This is a genomic window from Aeromonas allosaccharophila (assembly GCF_016026615.1).
GTDB classification, from domain to species: domain Bacteria; phylum Pseudomonadota; class Gammaproteobacteria; order Enterobacterales; family Aeromonadaceae; genus Aeromonas; species Aeromonas allosaccharophila.
In genome coordinates, this window is sequence record NZ_CP065745.1 from 1,801,845 (window position 1) to 1,820,802 (window position 18,958).

Here is an 18,958-nt window from a genome sequence, read left to right on the forward strand (position 1 = left end):
GGGGAAACTTAAGGAAAAAATCGGGCCAAAACAGACGACAGGAGTCACCTCCCGAATCCCGCGAACGACGGGGCAAGCGGGCACACTCGAGACTCACCCGGTCCATACAGTGAGAAAAAGTCCGTCTCGACTCGCAATTTTATCGAGCACAGTTGGCGATTGGGCTCGCCAGCCCCTAAAATCGCGGCCCCATCAACAATTTGGCGTGAGTTGTTCCCCATGCAGACACTGGTTGAGCAGATTGTTTACATCAGCGACATGTTTGGTACTGCGGTATTCGCGTTTTCAGGGGTATTGGTGGCTGGCCGGCTCAGAATGGACGGGTTTGGCGTCATGGTTTTGGCGGCAGTGACCGCCATCGGCGGCGGCACCATCCGTGACATGATCCTGGGCGCGACCCCCGTGTTCTGGGTGCGCGATCCCCTCTATATCTGGGTCGTTATCGCGACGGCGCTGCTCGGTATGTGGATGGTCAAACTGCCCCGCAGGATGCCCTGGTATGTACTGCCGGTGGCGGATGCCTTCGGGCTGGCCCTCTTTACCGTGATCGGTGCCCAGAAGGCCCTCAACTTCGGCACCCCGGGTCTGATCGCCGTGATCATGGGCACCATGACCGGCGTAGCCGGCGGCATGATCCGCGATGTACTGGCGCGAGAAGTGCCCATGGTGCTGCAAAAAGAGATCTATGCCACCGCCTGTATCCTCGGTGGCATTCTCTATACCCTGGCGCTGGAGGCGAACATGGACAGGGTAACGGCCATGCTCATCTGCATGACGGCCGTGTTTGGCCTGCGGGTCGCGGCTATCTACTGGCACCTGTCGCTGCCCACCTTCTCGCTGCAACGCAATTGAGAGCAGGCCCACAGCGCCATCATGTCGCTGTGGGCCATGCGTTGAACCAAATAGGCTTTTCTGTTGTCATAGAAGCAGTCGTTGTTAGCCGGAACTTCTCATGCGCAAAATCGGTATGCTTACCACACTCCTCCTGGCGAACGTGACGGCAGCCCACGCCGAAGCTCAAGTAGTGTTTGGTCGACTGGCCTCGGCGCCGGTGCAGCAGTTCAACCAGCAGATACGTCAAGCCAGTGATCAACAACAACGCTGGGTCAATGACTACCGTGAGGTGGCACTGCGATTTGTGGGGCATGGCGACACCCCCAGTCGCATTCATGCCCAGCAGCTGGATAATGATCTGGTGCTCTCGGTGGCCCTCGATGGCAGCAAGAGTGACATGATCTACATCCTGACTCTCTATCGCAGCGACAACCTGTGGCAGATGCGGGAGGCGGAAATGGGCTGGCGTTGCCAGGGGCAAGACTCCTTCACCCCGGTCCCCTGTCCCTGATGGTCATGACTCACTCAGTGAAATAAAAAAATCCGGCACATTGGCCTAATGCCAGTCAGTTAAGCCTGACTGGCATTGTTTTTATTGGCTTTTTTCACACTATACCTCTGTGGCCTTGGCTTCACGCAGCGGGGGTAACTTCGCTCCCTTCGTGCCGGCAGCACAAACTGCCCCGCCTGTTTCTCCAGGTCAGCTACCCGCTTCGGGATAGTCCCCGCTGACAGGTAGGGCATGCAGCTCAGTTCATGGATAAGATAGATCGACGCCATGTGAAAACTCAGCTGGCTCGCCGTGTATCCCTTCAGGCTCGCCGTCATCTTCACCATCTGGCTGCGCAGCAGGTTGTACGCCAGCAGCACGCCCCACAGCTCTTGCCGTATCCCCGTCGCCTTCTTGCTACGCAGGGTCAGTCGATGTTGTTGCAGGCTGTGCTTCATCTCCCGATAGCCCAACTCGATTTCCCAGCGATGGCTGTAGAGTTCAGCGATGTCAGTCCCCGGGAAGCGCATCGGGTCGACCATCGAGGTTAACACTTGGCGCTCCTTGCCGTTGATGTTGCGAGTCAGCAAGCGGGCTTCCACCGTATCCGGCAGTTGTGGCCACTTCTTGCGTGCCTGTGGACTGGTCGTCAGGCGCACCAGCACATCCTGGCGCCCCAGCTTGCGTACCACCTCGTATTGCGTGCCCTTTTTGAGCGGCAGCAGCCAGTGCCGCTCGCTACCCGCAGTTTGCCAGGCATGTAGCAGACCGAGGGAGTAAAACCCCTTGTCGAACAGGGTCAGCGAGTGGTCCGGCGTGCGCGCGACAAGCTGTTCGGCCAGCACCATCTCGTTGACGGCGCAGCTCTCCATGACAGCCTGAACAAGCAGGTGACTGGTCAGCTCCATCTGGCAGAGCATGCGTACCTGCGGATAGGCTGTCTCGCCATGCTGGGTGCCGGCTTGGCAAACGCAGTAGCATTGTCCGGGGTATTGGGCGTGTGCCACATCCCGCCATCGACGGCGAGCAGTTGCAGCCCGGCCCAGCCGGGGTGATTGGCCTGCTGGTGCCAGCGCGAGGCGGTCTCGTGAAACAACCGCTCGATGCTCTTGTCCCCGAGCTTTTGCGGGCTTGCAGGAAGGCGCTGGGGGCAACAAAGGGACGGTCACCGGGCAACAGGATATCGAGCTGATTGACCAGCTGGGTCATGGGGACATGGCGGAACATGGCCATGCCGATGATGGCCCAGACCAGGCGCTCCATGGGCATGCGGCGACGGCGCAGGGTCACGACATCCTCTTCGGCGAGCAGAGTTGTGATGAGCTCGGGGGAAATGAGGTCGGAGAGTGACTCAAACTGAGCGGGATTGCTGGCGTGGAGGAAGTCGAGAGCCTGTACGATACGCATAAAAAATCCGAAACCAATCAACAGGTTTCGGATTTTTACACATCAGGAGGATCGGTCAATGGATCCTTAACTGATCGGCATTAGGCACATTGGCCGGATTTTTTGTGGGCAGTGCAAACCACGCTTACGGGCGGTACACCTTGACGTTGTCAAAGCCCTTCTCTTTCAGATAGAGCGCCTGCAGCTTGCTCATCACGCCGCGATCGCAGTAGAGCAGATAGGTCTTCTCCTTGGGCAGATCGCCAAAGGCGGTGGCCAGCTTGAAGAAGGGGATGTGCAGCACTTCACGATCTTCCACCACCAGCGGCTTCTCGTCGTGTTCGTCGGCAGAGCGGATATCCAGGATCACCTCGTCAGCTCCCAGCACCTGAGTCGTTTCCACCTCTTGCACTTCAGCGGCAGTCTCTTCACCGATGCGGCGGATATCGAGGTAACGGGCCTCGGAGACCACCTTGTCCAGAATGGAGAAGTCGAAGTTGGCCTCTTCCGCTTCAATGCGGGAGAGCTCGGCTTTCACGGTCGGCTTCTTGGAGATAACGCCGCAATACTCCGGCATGGTCTCGGCAAACTCCAGGGTACCGATGCGGCGCGCTTCGCTGATGATATCCGGCTTGTCCCAGGTGATGAGCGGACGCAGGATCACCTTGTCGGTCACCCGGTCGATCACGTTCAGGTTGGTGAGCGTCTGGCTGGAGACCTGGCCCACGCACTCGCCGGTGACCAGCGCCGGGATCTGGAAGTAGTCGGCAACCTGACCGGCTGCACGCATCATCATCCGCTTGAGCACCACGCCCATCTGGCCGTTGTCGACCTTCTCGAGGATCTCGGCGACCACAGGTTCAAAGTCGATGGCGGTGAAGCGCACCTTGTGGGAGGCGCCAAACTTGTTCCACAGGTAATAGGCCACCTGCTTCACCCCGATCTCGTGGGCCGCGCCCCCCAGATTGAAGAAGCAGTAGTGGACGCGGCAACCGCGCTTGATGAACTGGTAGGAGGCAACACCGGAGTCGAAACCACCGGAGAGCAGGCTCAGCACATCTTCCTGGGTGGCCATCGGGAAGCCGCCCATACCGTGGTGCACCGCACTGATGATGTAGAGTTCGTCATTTTCCACTTCCAGATTGATCTGGATGTCCGGTTTTTTCAGACGCACACCGGCGGTTTCGCAATGCTGATTGAGGCCACCGCCCACATAGCGCTCCAGCTCCAGCGAGCTGAAATCATGTTTGCCGACGCGACGGGCACGCACGCAGAAGGTTTTGCCTTTCAGGCGCTCACCCCAAACGGCGCGGGTCTGCTCGAAGATGTCGTGCAGGTCGGTAAAGTTGCTCAGTTGCACTTCGAGGAAGTACTGAATGCCCGGGATACAGGCCAGGGTCTCGAGATACTGGGCGTGGAACTGATCGTTGCGGGAGCTCACTACCAGCTTGTCCCAATCCATCCGTACGCGGGCATCTTCGTCGAAGCGGCGCAACACGTTGCGGATGTTGCCCTGCAACATCTTGGTGAAACGCTGGCGAACTGATTTGCTCTTGATGGTGATTTCCGGGAACAGCTTGATAATGAACTTCATGGTTTTGACTCGGGTGGCCTTGATTTAAGGGCGCGAATTATATCAGAACTTTGTGGCCAGCGCCTACTGGATGAGCGTTTGCTCACATTACCCCACGCAATGTTTGCCGCGCGGCCGCAATCTTGCGTATATTCCCGACCCTGCACCTCGCCAGATTTTTGACAACAGACCGATCCGATGAAGACCTATATCTACTACCCCGGCATGGAGGTACGCGACGAGCTCTGGCTCAAATTTGCCCTGCTCTATCTGGAGCGGCTCGCCTTCGTCTTCACCGTCAGTGAAAAAAGTGGCCTCACAGCCTTGCTTGATACCTTGCAGCAGCAGACCGATCTGCTGGCCGAGCGGCCCGATGCCGCCTTCTTTGCCGCAATCACTCCCCAGTTGGAGAGCCAGATCAGCGGCCTGGTGGCCCCCGATTTCGTACGCCACAAGGTGTTTGGCAACAAGGAGCTGATTGGTCGCTGGCGCCAGGGCACCAACCACGACTGCTTCTGCCCGGAACAGGCCGGACTGGAGCGGCTGCACGGCTTTTGCCTGACCCACGGCTTTGCGACCCGGGATGAGGGGGGGATCAGAATGGCACGGCGCTTTGCCAACCTGCTCTCCATGCGTCTCGCCCGTGAGTGGGCACTCGCCAATGACGGGGCGCTCATTACCGATCACGACTATCTCGACCGCCTGCTCCACCTGCTGGAGTCCCGCTACCACAACCGGGGCGGGCAGGATTGCTTCCATCTCGAGATCCCGTTGCAAGTGCCCACTCACCTGGCCGACATTCCGTTTGCAGAGCTGATTGCCCTGCGCGGGCGCAGCGGCTTTCGCCAACAGCTGGCCGAATTTCATCAGGCCCTCGACAGCCTGCTCGCCATGCTGGGCAGCGGCTACGCCGATCCGGCGGCCCTGACTCGCTTCGAGCAAGCTCAGCAAGGGCTCAATCAACTGCTGGGGCCCGAGACCCTCAGCATGCCACTCACTACCCTGGTCAGCACCAGCCTGCCCGCCGTAGCCATGCTCCACCAGTTAAAGGCAAGCCACCCCGAAAGCAACCTCATCTTCCATCCCATCAAGAAGAGCCACTTTCACCAGCGCAAGAGCCAGCACTTCTTCACCCGGCTCGGCCATCTGCGCCAACCGGGCTGAACCGATGGAATGAAAAAGGGGTTGGCATCTGCCAACCCCTCTCGTTATCTGCGGCCTACCAATCATCACCACGATGATTTGCCTGCTCTTGCGCCTGCCTGCGCGCCTCCATCGCCCTGTCACGGCGGATATTGGCAGGGGTACAGGCAAACTGTTTCTGATAACAACGTACAAAACTCTCGGAAGCTGGTTCGAAAGGTGAATAGAACCCGGTACGTTCAGGAGCAACATGGTGATCACCATGATTAGTCGTGGCACAACCCGCACTCATCAGCACCAGCAAGGGACAAAAAACACGCAGCAAAAGAGCACTCCCGATTGGATTTGAATGAATTTGTAATTATTCATAAATTAATTCATCCAATCAAATATTGATGCATTTCAAATGGTTAATTACATTCGCCTCAATGGCTGTCGGCAAAACGCTCAACGGGTGATGGTGCCGGCCTCACTGTCAGGGTGCACCACGCGAAACTCGATACGATCGCTGTTGCCCGCTGCATCCACCACAACCAACTGGTAGCGCCCCGCCACGCTCAGCACCTGATCCCCATCCCAGCGCAGCCGCTGACCGTTGAGAAACCAGGCCGGCTTGCCGACACCGCCCAGCACTTTGGGTTGCAACCGGTAACGCTGGCTGCGAATAAGATTGCCCTCACCCAGCGCCACGATGCGAATGGGTGCCTGCAGCTCTGCGCTCTGCCCCTCCCCCGCGCAACCGCTGGCAAGCAGCGCCTGCCGTCGCTCGCCGGGCACCCGCCATGGCTCCAGCGATAGCGGCCACAGGGCCCGAAAGCCGGATTGCGCCGCATCGGGGCAACGGGTCAACGTCGGCTTGCCCTCCTTGGTCAACGCCACTTGCCGCAGCGGCGAGGGCCAATCCATGGGATCCGGCAAGGTGGGCGGATCGCGCCCTTCCAGCAACCAGGCGCTCTGGCGCTGCAGACAGGCCTCAGGCAGGGTTGCGCTCGCTTTGCGCCCCAGCGGCCAGCAAACTTCGGCCTCGCTCACCGTGTTGGGTTGTGCTGGCAGGGGACTATTGTCGGCCAGTCGCGAGTAGACCGAGAGCAGTAGCGGCACTGCTGCGCTCTGGCCGTAAAAACCGGGCATGGGGGTGCCGTCGGGGCGCCCCAGCCAGACGCCGATGGTCCAGCGACCAGAGACCCCCATCGCCCAGCTATCGCGATAGCCATAGCTGGTGCCGGTCTTCCAGGCCAGCCGGTTGACCCGGCCGGTTGCCTCACTGGAAAAGGGCTGATCAGCCCGTCCCTGCGCACTCAATATTTGCCAGATGATCCAGGCCGCCCCCGGGCTTAGCAAGGGGCGCGACACCGCCTGCTGCCCCGCCAGCCAGACCGGCATCGCCACCTGCCCCTCCCGGGTCAGCGCACTGTAGAGCGCCGCCAACTGCTCGAGCCGGATCCCCGCCGCCCCCAGTGCTATGGCCGGATTGGGCTTGTCGGAGAGCGCCAGCCGAACCCCGGCGTTGTCTAAGCGGCTGACCAGCTTGTCCGGCCCCAGCGCCTCCAGCACCTGCACCGCCGGCACATTGAGGGATTGCTGCAGCGCCTGGGCAAGCGTCACCGGCCCCTGAAAGGCACCGGAAAAGTTGGCGGGGCGATACTCCGAGCCGAGCCTTGGCGCATCGGAGAGCAGAGACGCCGAGTGCACCAGCCCCTCATCCATCGCCAGACCGTAGATAAAGGGCTTGAGGGTGGAGCCAGGAGAGCGGATCGCCTGCACCATGTCGAGATAACCGTGGCGGCGCAAATTGCCATACTCGGCGCTGCCCACATAGGCGCGTACCGCCATGGTTTTGTTGTCCACCAAGAGCAACGCCGCTGAGGTCTGCTCGGGGAAGCGGCGGATATAACTTGCTACCCGCCCCTCCAGCCAACGCTGCAGATCGCCGTCGATGGTGGTGTGCACCAGCGCCCCGGCCTGATTGTCGGCGGCGAGACGGGCAAACAGCGGCGCCTCCATCGGCGTGAAGTGACCGCGAGCCAGCACCGGCTCGATGCGCCCCTCCAGCCATGCCTGTTCGGGCCAGACACCCTGTGCCACCAGCCGCTGCATCACCTTGTCGCGGGCGGTGCGGGCCCGCTCGGGGTGGCGATCCGGCCGGTTGCGGCTAGGGGCCTGCGGCAACACCGCCAACAACGCCGCCTCGGCATAAGTCAGCTTGGCCGCACTCTTGCCGAGATAGGCAAAACTTGCCGCCTGCACCCCCTCCAGATTGCCGCCAAACGGCGCCCGATTGAGGTAGACGGTGAGCAGGGTGCGCTTGTCGTAGTGCCACTCCAGTTGCAGCGCGCGCACCATCTGGCGCAGCTTGCCGGGCACGCTCCTGTGGTAGGGCTCGATAAGACGCGCCACCTGCATGGTGAGGGTCGAGCCGCCCGACACGGCGCGCCCATAGCGCAGCCACTGCCATACACCCCGCACCATGGCCACCGGATTGACCCCGGGATGACGCCAGAAGTAGCGATCCTCGTAGCCCAGCAGCGCTTCGATATAGCGGGGGGAGACCTGCTCCAGGGTCACGGGGTAGCGCCACACACCGCTGGTATCGGCAAAGGCGCGCAGCGGTCGCCCCTTCATGTCAAGCACCACCCGCGCATAGGCAGGGTCGAGTGGCGGCGGCGGGAAAATGCGATCCAGCGCCAGCAATGACAGGAGCAGTGCTACAACGCCCAGCACCGAGAAACGCAGCCAGCGTGGCAAACGACCAAGCCAGCGCCAGCCAGCGCGGCCACTGCGACCCAGGCTCAGCCAGCCACGCTGCCAAAAAGTGAGCGGGCGAACCCGCTCAAGGGAGGGAATGTTACTCAGAGATGCTCACCTCATGGATATCCTCACCCACAGCCCGCAGCTCGGGGCGGTACATATCTTCCACCTGGGTCGGCGGCACCTGATAGCGGCCCGGCGTCACCGCCCGCATCAAGTAGACCAGCTGCTGGTTGCTCCCCTCGCTCAGATCCAGCGCCGCCGTGTAGCGGTCGTCGCGAAACTCCTGATGCTTGAGATAGTCGTTCCACTCGCTCTGCCACGCCGGTTTCCCCTCGATGGAGAGCTCTTCGAGCTTGATGCTATTGCCAAGGGCCGGGTTCTCCAGCTCGAAGCCAGCGGGCACCATCTCCACCAGCAGGGCATCGGGCACCGCCGATTCACTGCTGACGTTGAGCCGCACCACCACCAGATCGCCGACCTTCACCTTGGTGGGATCAAACGGCTGACCGTCGCTGTTGAACCAGCTGCGGGTCACGCTCATTCTCTTGCTGATCCGTGCCGGTGCCTGTTCGGGGTAACCGACCAGGGTGCGCTGCACATAGAGGGAGCCCTTACCCTCGTTGGTAACCGCACTGGCCGCCAGTGCCTCGGGGGCGCCCAGCAGCAACGGGGCCGAACCATTCAAGGCTTCGCTGCCAGAGGATGAAGCAACCCTGGCCTGCCAGTCGACGGCCGGATCGACGCGGGCGAGTCGCAGCAGGGCGAGTCGCTCCTGGGTGCTGAGCCACTGACGGTGAGCCAGGGTATCGGCCACCTTGGCACTGAGGGCCGGCCAGCGATCCGCAGCCAGCTTGTGCTGGCGCAGCAAAGAGAGCTCAAGGGCCTGATCGCGTAGCGGTGAACCGTAATCCCCGAGATAGTCGTCCCCGCGCTCGGTCGCCAATGACCGGCTGAGGGCCCTGGCGGCATTCTGCTCATCCCCCATGGCCGAGAGCGCCAGCGAGAGGTGCAAGAGCGGCAAGCCGGAACGGGCGTGATCGGCCTGCTGCTCCCAGATAAGGCGCAAGGTAGCGAGCGGCGCCTTGCCCACCCGGGCCAGTACATAGGCGCTGTAAGCCTGATAGGCCAACCGGCTGTGCTCGGGGGCACTGCTCCAGCGCTCGCCGTACTGGCTGTCGGTGAGATAGCTTTGCAGCCGGTTCAGCGCCTGATTGAGCATTGCCTCCGGCACTGCGTCGCCCGCCTCCTTGCGCGCCAGCAGGTAGTCGGCGGCATAGGCGGTGAGCCACTGCTCCTCGTCGGAGCGACCATCCCAGAGGCCAAAACCGCCGCTTGGCAGTTGCAACCGCTGCAGCCGCTGCAACAGAGCGCGTTGCACATCCGCCTCGCTCGCCGCTTTCTTGCCCTCTGCGGGTTTGCTCCATGCGATGCGCTCATCCGCAGTGGTCAGCAAGTAAGGCCAGGCACGGGACAAGGTCTGCTCCAGACAGGCATAGGGGTAGTCGGCCAGTGCCTGCCACTGGGCTGCCGGATCCCAGGGGGGAGTGCCGGAGAGGCTGAGCAGCCCCTGCAGGTTGGCACGATCCAGCCCGGCCAGCTCAGCTGGTGCAAAGCTCATCTGCTGGCCGGGGGCCAGCATCTGATAGCGCTGGCGAGTCTCGGCAGGCCAGGGGGAGCGCAGCGGCAAAGTCCAGTCGCGGCTGATGACAAAATCCTTGCCGCTGGCCGCCAACTGCAGGCTTGCCACGCCGCTCGCCCCGGTCACGGTGAGCGGCAGGGTCAGCCACTGCTCCTCGCCGTTTTTAAGGGCAAGGGTGCCGGGCAGCTCGCCATTTGCTTTCAGCCCGCCATTGAGGGTCCAGGCAAGGGAGAGGGTCTGATCCTCGCCGCTCATGTTGCGCAGCTGCACCAGCACCCGGGTCTCATCCCCTCTGGCGCCAAAGCGCGGCCAGCCAATTTCGGCCACCAAGGGCGCTACTACCTTGACGGCGCGCTCGGCCTCCCCGACTTGCTGTTCGTTCCAGGCCAGCGCCACCAGCGCCAGCTCGCCGTTGAAGTTGGGCAGATCGAGCGGGATCACCGCCTTGCCGCTCTCATCAAAACTCACCTCGCCGCTCCAGAGCGCAGCTATCTCGACCCGGCTCTCCAGCGCGCCGCCCTTTTTCAGCGGCGCCCGATCGCCCCCGTAGTTGAGGCGGGCCAGCTTGCCATCTTGCGGCGGGATCACCTGGCCGTAGTTGTCGAACAAATCTTGGGAGAAGCGCTTGCGACCAAAGAAGATCTCGAACGGGTCGAGAGGCTGGTAGTCGCTGATATTGAGCACGCCCCGATCCACCGCCGCCAGCACCACGCGGCCCTGACTGTTGGGGGTGGAGGTGGCGGTCACCTCCAGTCGGGTGAGCGGCACCGCTTTATCAGGCGCGCTCAGGGTGAGCGGAAGACGGCGGGCTTCTCGATCCAGCGTAAGCGGCACCAGACCGACCGAACGCAGACTCTGCCCCTGCTGCTTGCCGACCGGTTTGGAGGCGCTGTCTGGCGCGGCGATCTGGGCCGAAATGTGCAGGTCATGGCGCTGCCACTCGGGGCTGACCGGGATCTCGAACTCGCCGCGGGCATCCTTGGCATCGCCACTGGCCCCCTTGAGCTCGATGCGCTGCCACCAACGCAGGCCGTCGCCATCTTCCACCAGCAGCAACCCCTTGCCGGGGCGCGGCGCCACCAGCGTCACTTTGGCCTTGTTACCTGCCTGATAGGCGCGTTTGTCGAGGGTGATGGCAATCTTGTCAGGCCGTGCCTGCTCGCCACCACCGCCCCAGGCGTAACTGCCTATCTCCACCCGCAGGCTCGATTGATGGCCCTGACTGTTCTCCACTTCCAATCGATACCAGCCCGCCGCCAGTTGCAGCGTGAGCGGGGTCGGCCCCTTGCCATCCAGCTGCAGGGTCTGCTCCTGTTCCAGATAGGGCTGGCTGTTGAACTCGTACTTCCACCCCTCGCCATCGGCGTAGTGCCAGTAGTAGTCGCGGTACTCGTTGATGAGGCGCACTTTCACCGCCCCCGCCACCGGCTGGCCTTGCTCATCGAGGTTGAGGATCTGGAAGGGGAGCGGCTTGCCCCCCTCTACTCGCTCCGCCACGAAGTCGGCCTTGAGCGCCGGCCACTGGCTGCCCGCGGGCCAGCCATACTGGGTGCGGCTGCGATTGACGGCGCGACCACCGGGCTCGGCGAGCGACACCCGATAGGCCACCTCCAGCGGCCCGAGGGCGCGCACCCCATCGAGCTCATCAGCTAACGAAAAAGTCCCCTGCCCCTGCGCATCGAGGGTGAGATTCAGCGGCTCAAGATCCTTGGCCTGCTCGGCAAGCAGCACGTTACCCAGGGTGAACTCCTGCCACTGGGTAAAGGGCATGGTGGCGCGGCTGATCTTCACCTCCGCCTTGGCCTTGGTGGCACTCGCTGGCGCACCATAGAGATAGTCCCCTTGCAGTGGCAGAGTCAGGGCGGCACCCAAATCGGTGACTTCGCCATCCGGCCCCTTGCCAAGCTGCAGTTTCAAGCGCTCAGGCAGAAATTCCTCCACTAAAAAGGGCCACTCGAAGCGGCTGCCAGCGGCAGTCTTGAGGTTGATGGTCCAGCGCCCGAGCGGCGCATCGTCCGGCAAACGCAGGCCGTAGTGGGCGGCACCAAGATTGTCCGGCAGCAGCCGCTTTTGTTCGAGCAGCTGGCCGTCCGGCTGTTTCACCTCCAGCTCCACCGCCATGCCCGGCAGCAGCTGGCCATCTTGGCCCTTGAGCAGGATCTCGCTGTCGAGCCGCTCGCCGGGGCGATAGAGGTCACGCCCGCTAAAGAGATACAACTGCTGGGCCTGCCAGGGCTGGGTGCCGAGATCGAAGGTGGAGAGATCGAGCGCCGCCCCATCGAGGCGCAGCACCGCCAGATGGTTGCCCTGTTCGGCCAGCAGCAGGCGAGCACCCTGCACCTGATCGAAGCGGCGATGGCCCTGCGGATCGGTATTTTGCACCTGCAGCCGGTTGCCCTTCTCGTCGAGCAGGGAGAGCTGCACATCCTTGAGCGGATCGGCGCTGGCCAAGGAGCTCACGAACACCTCCAGCTGATCGCGGTAACGGCGAGCACTGAGCCCCATGTCGCTCACCGCGAAATAGGTGGTCTCCTTGCGCCAGTCGTAGTTGCCAAGGGGCGACATCACAGCGAAGTAGACACCGGCCTCGACCAGTTGCGGCTCCTTCACATTGATGAGGCGGGTCTCGCGCCGGTTGGCATCGAGCTCCAGCGCATAGCGGCCGCTGAACACCCGCTTGGCGCGCTGGGTGATCTGTTCAAGCTCCCAGTTGCCCATGCCAGCGCCGGGGCGATACTCGGCCAGAAAACGGGGCAGATATTCCGCATCGACCCGAAAGAAGTCGATATTGACCTCGTCCACGTTGACCGCGCTGATGGGCAGGCGCAGCTCCTGACGCAGCGGCAATACCATGCCGCTCTCGGTAAAGGAGGCTCCCGCCTCCAGCGGCCGGGTCTTGAGGGTCCAGCTCTGGGGGGATGGACCCAGCCCCGCCTTGAGGCTCACCTCGTAGCTTTTATCGGGCTGCACGTTCGGAAAATAGAGGGTGCGACCATCTTCGGCGAGGATCCACTCCCCCTGTACTTGCTTGCCCCCTTCACTGACCGCTAGCCAGCTCTGCCAGTTTGCCTTGGGCGCCAGAGGGCCGGAGAAGACCAGCGCCAGCGCCGGGGCATCGCGATATTGGCGGGCATTGGCCTGCACCACTGTACTCGGCGCTCCTGCCTCCTGACGGGCAGCGGAATCTGTGGTCGGCCCATTGACGACAGGCTTGTCAGGGCCACAACCGGCCAGCAGCAAACCGGCCAGCCCGGATAGCAGCAGGGCCGACCAGCGGTGGCGCAGAGCGCCAGTTCCAGCGTGAGAGCGGTGAGAAGCAGGGGGAGAGTCGAAGAGGCGCATAGGTTCCATCCCGAGTTGGAGCGCTTGCAAGCGCAGCGTGGCTGGAAACAGGATAAGGCATCCTGCTCACCCGACACAAAGCTCATTACCCGAATGGGCACAATTCCGCGCCCCTGCAGCGCGAGAACCCCTTGCCCACTGATTTAGTGCGGCAAGGGTTGTCATCTAGTCGTGGGTGGTCTCGTTTTTTGCACCGCCTTTGAACCAGCGAAACAGGATGGCCATGACGGCCGCCAGAAACAGCACCAGCGAGGTGATGAGCAGCGCCCGGGTCAACAGTTCGCTGTGGTGGAGGAAGAAGGGGGTATTCATCGCCAGCTTGCCCAGCAAGCTCACCGTGAGTGCCCACATAAAGGCACTGGCAAAGCTGGCCACGCACATGCGCACTACGCTCAGGCGGCCAATCCCCATCAGCATGGGGGTCAAGACCCGCACGAACGGGATAAAACGGGAGGAGAACATCGCCAGAAAACCGTACTTTTTTAGCAGCCGGGTCGCCTTGGGCAGGCTGTCGGGGGGCAACATCCGCTCGATATGCTCCATAAAGCGGGTGCGCTGCAGGGCCCGCCCCTGCCAGTACGCCAGCACGGATCCCATCCCCGCCGCCAGCGGCAAATAGCAGAGAGTCACCTCGGGGCCGAATACCCCCATGCCCACCAGCCCACCGGCCAGCAGCACCAGACTGTCACCCGGCAGGGGCATGAAGACGAATGCGGACTCCAGCAGCAACACCAGCATCAGGCAACTGATCAGCAGGGGCACTGCCTGCATCTGAACCAGGGCGTCAAAATCCTGATGCCAAATGGCCATCAGCATATCCAGCATGTCACTCTCCCTACTACACGGTTCATCATGAACGAGGCAGGGGTTATAGCACTCATCCCCTGAACAAAACGTTAATTTTGTCCGGTGCAGGAAAAAAAGTGTGTCGAAATATTGCCGTAACAAGGAGGGCGAACAGCAGAGGCAAAAAGCCCCTCATCTTGCACGCACAAGGGAGAGGGGCAAACAGGCACAGAAATAAAACGGTTACTCGGCGGTGGCCATCTGCCAGGTTTTGAAGCCGCCGGAGAGATTCTTCACTTTGAAGCCATGCTGGCTTAGCAGGCGGCAGGCGACATGGCCGCGCAGCCCGACCTGACAGCTGATAAGCAGCTCTTTATCTTTGGGCAACTCATGGAGGCGACCACGCAACTCGTCGAGGGGGATATGCAGCGCCCCCGGAATGCGGCCCAGCTTGTCGAGCTCGGGGCCATTGCGCACATCCACCACCAGCTGGTGCGGGTTGCGAGCCTGCACCTCGGCCACGTGGCAGAGCAGGGTGTCCCCCTTCAGGTGGTTGCTCGCCACAAAGCCCGCCATGTTGATCACATCCTTGGCCGAGCCGAACGGCGGCGCATAGGTGAGCTCCAGATCCTGCAGATCAAACACGGTGAGACCGGCCCGCTGGGCCACCGCCAGCACGTCGATGCGCTTGTCGATGCCATCCTTGCCGATGGCCTGGGCGCCATAAATCTTGCCATCCGGGGCAAACAGCAGCTTGAGGCTGACCGGATGGGCGCCGGGGTAGTAACCGGCATGGCTGCCCGGGTGGACATAGACCTTCTCGAACGGCAGCCCCAGCTGCACCAGTCGCTTCTCGTTGAGGCCGGTGCTGGCCACCGCCAGATCGAACAGCTTGCAGATGGCGGTCCCTTGTGTCTTCTTGTAGGTTTCGCTGCGGCCCAACATGTTGTCGGCGGCGATGCGTCCCTGCCGGTTGGCCGGACCCGCCAGCGGGATCAGCACAGCTTCGCCGGTGACGAAGTCAATCTCTTCCACCGCATCCCCCACCGCATAGATAAAGGGATCCGAGGTACGCATCCCGGCATCCACCTTGATGCCGCCACGCGGGCCCAGCTCCAGCCCCGCCTTGGCGGCGAGCAGGGTTTCAGGTTTGACGCCGATGGCGAGGATCAGCAGGCCGGTATCAAGATGTGAACCGTCATTGAGGGTCAGGCGCAGGCCCCCGCTGTTGGCGGTCGGCACGGCGGAGGTCTTCTCGGCAGGCAGATCCAGACTCTCGATGGCGGTGAGGCCGGTGCGCAGGCGCAGGTCGACCCCCTCTTCGCGGATGCGGGCATGGAGCATGTTGGCCATCTCCTTGTCCACCGGTGCCATCACCTGATCGGCCAGCTCCAGCAGGGTGACCTCCAGCTTGCGCTGATGCAGCGCCTCCATCATCTCCAGCCCGATAAAGCCGCCGCCCACCACGGTGATGTGGCGTGGCTGATCGTGGTGCAGGGCCGCCAGAATGCGGTCCATGTCCGGAATGTTGCGCAGGGTATAGACATGGGGGCTGTCGATGCCGGGGAAGGGAGGACGGATCGGCGCCGCCCCCGGGCTCAGCAGCAGCACATCGTAATGCTCGCGCTGCTCTTCACCGGTTTGCAGGTTGCGCACCAGCAATGTCTTGCCCGCCTTGTCGATCTCGATCACATCGTGGAAGACTCGCACATCGACGTTGAAACGGCGCTTGAAGCTCTGGGGAGTCTGCAGCAGCAAGGCATCCCGATTGGGGATATCGCCCCCGATGTGGTAGGGCAAACCGCAGTTGGCGAAGCTGACAAACTCGCCCCGCTCGAACATCACGATCTCAGCCTCTTCACTCAAACGACGAGCGCGAGCCGCTGCCGATGCGCCCCCCGCGACACCACCGATAATCAGGATCCGTTTCATCTGCAAGACTCCTCAAACATGATAATAGGCCATAAATTAGACTTTTCTAATTTAGAATTCAATGAAATTTTGTTTCACACCATTTTGCAGTATTCTTGCAACCCCGACGGTTGCTTAACAGGATGTTGTTTGTTCATGTCGTCTACCGCACTCAGTCATCTTCCTCCTGCCCTCCAGACGCCGCTCTTTTTCCGTCTGGATCTGCGCAGTCAACGGCTGGTCGCCCTGACCGACGTGATGCAAACCCCGCTCTACTGGCTCGATGAGCCGCGCGCCCCCTGGCCTGCCCAGCTGCCAGACGCCCTGCGCCAGCCCATCGAGCAACTGTTGGCCAACGGTCATGGCGGCAAGATCACCGTGCGCTTTGCCAGCCAGTTGTGGCATATCGCCCTCGCCCACGAGCAGGATGGCTTCTGGCTCATCTGTCTGCAGGCCCTTCGTCAGGAGCCCATCGCCGATCTGGCATTGCAACTGCCACGCCTCAGCCAGATGGCGAGCCAGCAGCAGTATGCGCCCCTGCTCGAGGCCCTTAAAGAGAGTCTGGGGGCCGATCGGCTCATCCTCTGGCACTATCAGGCCAACGGCGATCTCGGCAGCGAGCAGCTCACCCCGGTGTTCACCCTGGGGGTCGAGGCGCTCTACCCCATTCGCGGTGACAGCCGCTATATCCGCGCCCTGCGCACCCGTAAATCCTTGAGCTTCTCGGAGGCGGCCCACCAGCCAATGCTGAGCAATCACCTCTATCTGAGCAGTGCCGGTGTGCGCTCGCGCCTCGATGGCGCCCTGCTGGAGCAGGACAAGCTGTTCGGGGTGCTGAGTCTGGAGTATCTCGATCCTACCCCGCTCAGCGAAGATATGTTGCAGCTGGTACGCAGCAGCGCCCAGCTGCTCGGCCACTGGCAGCCACAACCGGAAGAGCACCGTGCTGAACTGGCCCTCCCGCCCGAGCTGCACCAGCAGACCGGCATCGACTACTGCAAGACGCTGGTGAGCTGGGCCATGAGCGCCAGCGGCGCCCGGGTGGGCTGGATCGGCGAGTTCCAGCCCCGCGGTCAGGATCTCTGGATCATCCCCCGCTGCGTCATCAACGAGGAGATCTTCTCCACCCTCAAGCCCATTCAGCTCGACCCCGGCCCCGCTCAGGAGCTGTTCCAGCATGGTCAGGCCATCTATGTGGAAGATCTGCCCGTGCGCTATCCCAAGGCGACCCGGCTGCTGGCCCTCAATGCCAACACCTATATCGGCATTCCGCTCCATGGCCAGAGCGGCGCCCCCATTGGCCAGATCACCCTGCTGCTCGATACCCCTCTTGCGGATCCAGAGCCCCTGCTGGATCTGCTGAGCAGCCAGCACAAGCGAGCGGCCATCGAGCTCAAGCGCCTCGCCGCCGACGACGCCCTGCGGCTGGCCGAAGTGGCCTTCAATACCCACGATGGGCTGATCGTGATGGATCACAGCGGCATCATCCTCAAGGTCAACCACTCCTTCAGCCGGATCACCGGGTTTGGCGAGGTAGAGGTGATCGGTCACTCCATTCGCAAGCTGCGCCCCACCTACTACGGGGATCATCTCAAGGAGGATGTCAGCCGCACCGTCAACGAGCAGGAGTTCTGGCTCGGGGAAGAGCGCTGCCTGCACAAGGATGGTCACCTCTTTCCGGTGCGCTTGATGGTGAACGGGGTCAAGGATGAGCGGGGGGAGCTCAGCCACTTCATCTGCAGCTTCTACGACATCACCCAGGAAAAAGAGGCCGCCAAACACATCGAGCAGCTCGCCTACTACGACGATCTCTGCGGCCTGCACAACCGGCGCAGCCTCAACCAGATTTTGCAGCAGACCCTGAGCGCCCCCAACGGCCAGTGGGGTGCACTGCTACTGGTGGATCTCGACAACTTCAAGTCGATCAACGACTCCCTCGGTCACGCCTGCGGCGATCAGCTGCTGCAAGCGGTGGTGCAGCGTTTCAGGGAGCTGCCCCAGGACAATCTGGTGCAAGCGCGCATCTCGGGGGACGAGTTTGCCCTGCTCTTTACCCAGCTTGGGCAGGGTGAAGTCACCGCCAAAATTCTGGCGGAGCACTTCGCCCGCGAGCTGATGGGGCTGTTTCGCACCCCGTTCGACATCGGTGATCACAAGCTGCACTGCAGCGCCTCGGTAGGGATCAGCCTCTTCTCCGGCAACGAGACCGATCATCTGGTCCTGATGCAACAGGCCGACACCGCGACCCACATGGCCAAGCGCGCCGGTCAGGGCCACTACGTCTTCTTTACCGAGGCGATGGCCCGGCACGAGAAGAACCGGCTGACCCTCACCAATGAGCTGCGCGATGCCCTGCGCCATCACGAGCTGCAACTGCACTATCAGCCGCAATACCGGGTCGACAATGGCTCGCTGTCGGGCATCGAGGCGCTGCTACGCTGGCAGCGCAGCGACGGCACCATGGTGCCACCCGGGGAGTTCATCCCCATCGCCGAAGAGACCAGCCTGATCCTCGAAATCGGCTACTGGGTGATGAAGACCGCCTGCGCCCAGTACAGCTTCTGGCTCAACCGCGGCCTGCAGATCCCCCATCTGTCGGTCAACGTCAGCGCCCGCCAGTTCCACACCCAGGGCTTCGTACAGCAGGTGGAGTACATCTTGCGCGACACCGGTGTGCCCCCCTCCCGCCTGCTGCTGGAGGTGACCGAATCGGTAGTGCTGGAGAATCGGCGCGAGAGCATCGCCAGAATGCGCCAGCTCAAGGAGCTGGGCATCCTCATCTCCATCGATGACTTCGGCACCGGCTACTCGTCGCTGGCCTATCTGCGGGATCTGCCCGCCGATGAGGTGAAGCTCGATAGAAGCTTCATTCAGACCCTGGTGCACAGCGAACAGGACAGAGCCATCGTCAAGGCGATACTCGATCTGGCCCAGGTCTTCCGCTTTACCGTCACCGCCGAAGGGGTGGAAGAGGAGGCGCAGCTGGCCATCCTCAAAGCGTTGGGATGCCAGCATTATCAAGGGTTTCTCACCAGTCGGCCGCTCACCGTCAAGGCGCTGGAGCAGTTGCTTGGCAGCCGGGCACCGGACTAAAGGTGTAGGA

At 62.1% G+C, this 18,958-nt stretch carries 9 protein-coding genes and 1 pseudogene; 4 read left to right on the forward strand and 6 right to left on the reverse strand.

The window, feature by feature from the left end:
- Window positions 1-219 precede the first annotated feature (219 nt).
- A complete protein-coding gene (locus I6G90_RS07970; RefSeq protein ID WP_111805894.1) occupies window positions 220-852 on the forward strand; it encodes a trimeric intracellular cation channel family protein in 633 nt (210 codons plus the stop codon).
- A 100-nt stretch (window positions 853-952) separates the two neighbouring features.
- Window positions 953-1,345 (forward strand): hypothetical protein, encoded by a 393-nt coding sequence (locus I6G90_RS07975; RefSeq protein WP_042063739.1) that lies wholly within the window; start codon window positions 953-955, stop codon window positions 1,343-1,345.
- 59 nt (window positions 1,346-1,404) lie between these two features.
- Here the strand turns inward: I6G90_RS07975 and I6G90_RS07980 are convergent.
- A pseudogene (locus tag I6G90_RS07980) lies at window positions 1,405-2,731 on the reverse strand (IS4 family transposase).
- Window positions 2,732-2,855: 124 nt separating this feature from the next.
- Window positions 2,856-4,304 (reverse strand): tRNA uracil 4-sulfurtransferase ThiI, encoded by a 1,449-nt coding sequence (gene thiI / locus I6G90_RS07985; RefSeq protein ID WP_111805892.1) that lies wholly within the window; start codon window positions 4,302-4,304, stop codon window positions 2,856-2,858.
- A gap of 177 nt (window positions 4,305-4,481) precedes the next feature.
- Between thiI and I6G90_RS07990 the strand changes: the two genes are divergently transcribed.
- A complete protein-coding gene (locus I6G90_RS07990; protein ID WP_197930638.1) occupies window positions 4,482-5,447 on the forward strand; it encodes a hypothetical protein in 966 nt (321 codons plus the stop codon).
- Window positions 5,448-5,873: 426 nt separating this feature from the next.
- Here the strand turns inward: I6G90_RS07990 and pbpC are convergent, their stop codons facing one another.
- From pbpC to I6G90_RS08010, 4 genes are all read right to left on the reverse strand, one after another.
- Window positions 5,874-8,270 (reverse strand): penicillin-binding protein 1C, encoded by a 2,397-nt coding sequence (pbpC, locus tag I6G90_RS07995; protein WP_197931181.1) that lies wholly within the window; start codon window positions 8,268-8,270, stop codon window positions 5,874-5,876.
- Between the two features lies 1 nt (window position 8,271).
- Window positions 8,272-13,158: an alpha-2-macroglobulin family protein gene (locus I6G90_RS08000; protein ID WP_197930640.1), complete on the reverse strand. Its 4,887-nt coding sequence runs from the start codon at window positions 13,156-13,158 to the stop codon at window positions 8,272-8,274.
- A 165-nt stretch (window positions 13,159-13,323) separates the two neighbouring features.
- Window positions 13,324-13,983, reverse strand: coding sequence for a DedA family protein (locus I6G90_RS08005; protein WP_111805882.1), 660 nt, complete (start codon window positions 13,981-13,983; stop codon window positions 13,324-13,326).
- Between the two features lie 204 nt (window positions 13,984-14,187).
- Window positions 14,188-15,876 carry an FAD-dependent oxidoreductase gene (locus tag I6G90_RS08010; RefSeq protein WP_197930642.1) on the reverse strand — a complete coding sequence of 563 codons (1,689 nt, stop codon included), beginning with the start codon at window positions 15,874-15,876 and terminating at the stop codon, window positions 14,188-14,190.
- Between the two features lie 135 nt (window positions 15,877-16,011).
- Between I6G90_RS08010 and I6G90_RS08015 the strand changes: the two genes are divergently transcribed.
- Window positions 16,012-18,948 (forward strand): sensor domain-containing phosphodiesterase, encoded by a 2,937-nt coding sequence (locus tag I6G90_RS08015; protein ID WP_197930644.1) that lies wholly within the window; start codon window positions 16,012-16,014, stop codon window positions 18,946-18,948.
- The last annotated feature ends 10 nt before the right edge of the window (window positions 18,949-18,958 follow it).

Coding starts and splice junctions, on each gene's coding strand:
- I6G90_RS07970 (WP_111805894.1), top strand. CDS start 220: ATGCAGACACTGGTTGAGCAGATTGTTTACATCAGCGACATGTTTGGT.
- I6G90_RS07975 (WP_042063739.1), top strand. CDS start 953: ATGCGCAAAATCGGTATGCTTACCACACTCCTCCTGGCGAACGTGACG.
- thiI (WP_111805892.1), bottom strand. CDS start 4,304: ATGAAGTTCATTATCAAGCTGTTCCCGGAAATCACCATCAAGAGCAAA.
- I6G90_RS07990 (WP_197930638.1), top strand. CDS start 4,482: ATGAAGACCTATATCTACTACCCCGGCATGGAGGTACGCGACGAGCTC.
- I6G90_RS08000 (WP_197930640.1), bottom strand. CDS start 13,158: ATGCGCCTCTTCGACTCTCCCCCTGCTTCTCACCGCTCTCACGCTGGA.
- I6G90_RS08005 (WP_111805882.1), bottom strand. CDS start 13,983: ATGCTGGATATGCTGATGGCCATTTGGCATCAGGATTTTGACGCCCTG.
- I6G90_RS08010 (WP_197930642.1), bottom strand. CDS start 15,876: ATGAAACGGATCCTGATTATCGGTGGTGTCGCGGGGGGCGCATCGGCA.
- I6G90_RS08015 (WP_197930644.1), top strand. CDS start 16,012: ATGTCGTCTACCGCACTCAGTCATCTTCCTCCTGCCCTCCAGACGCCG.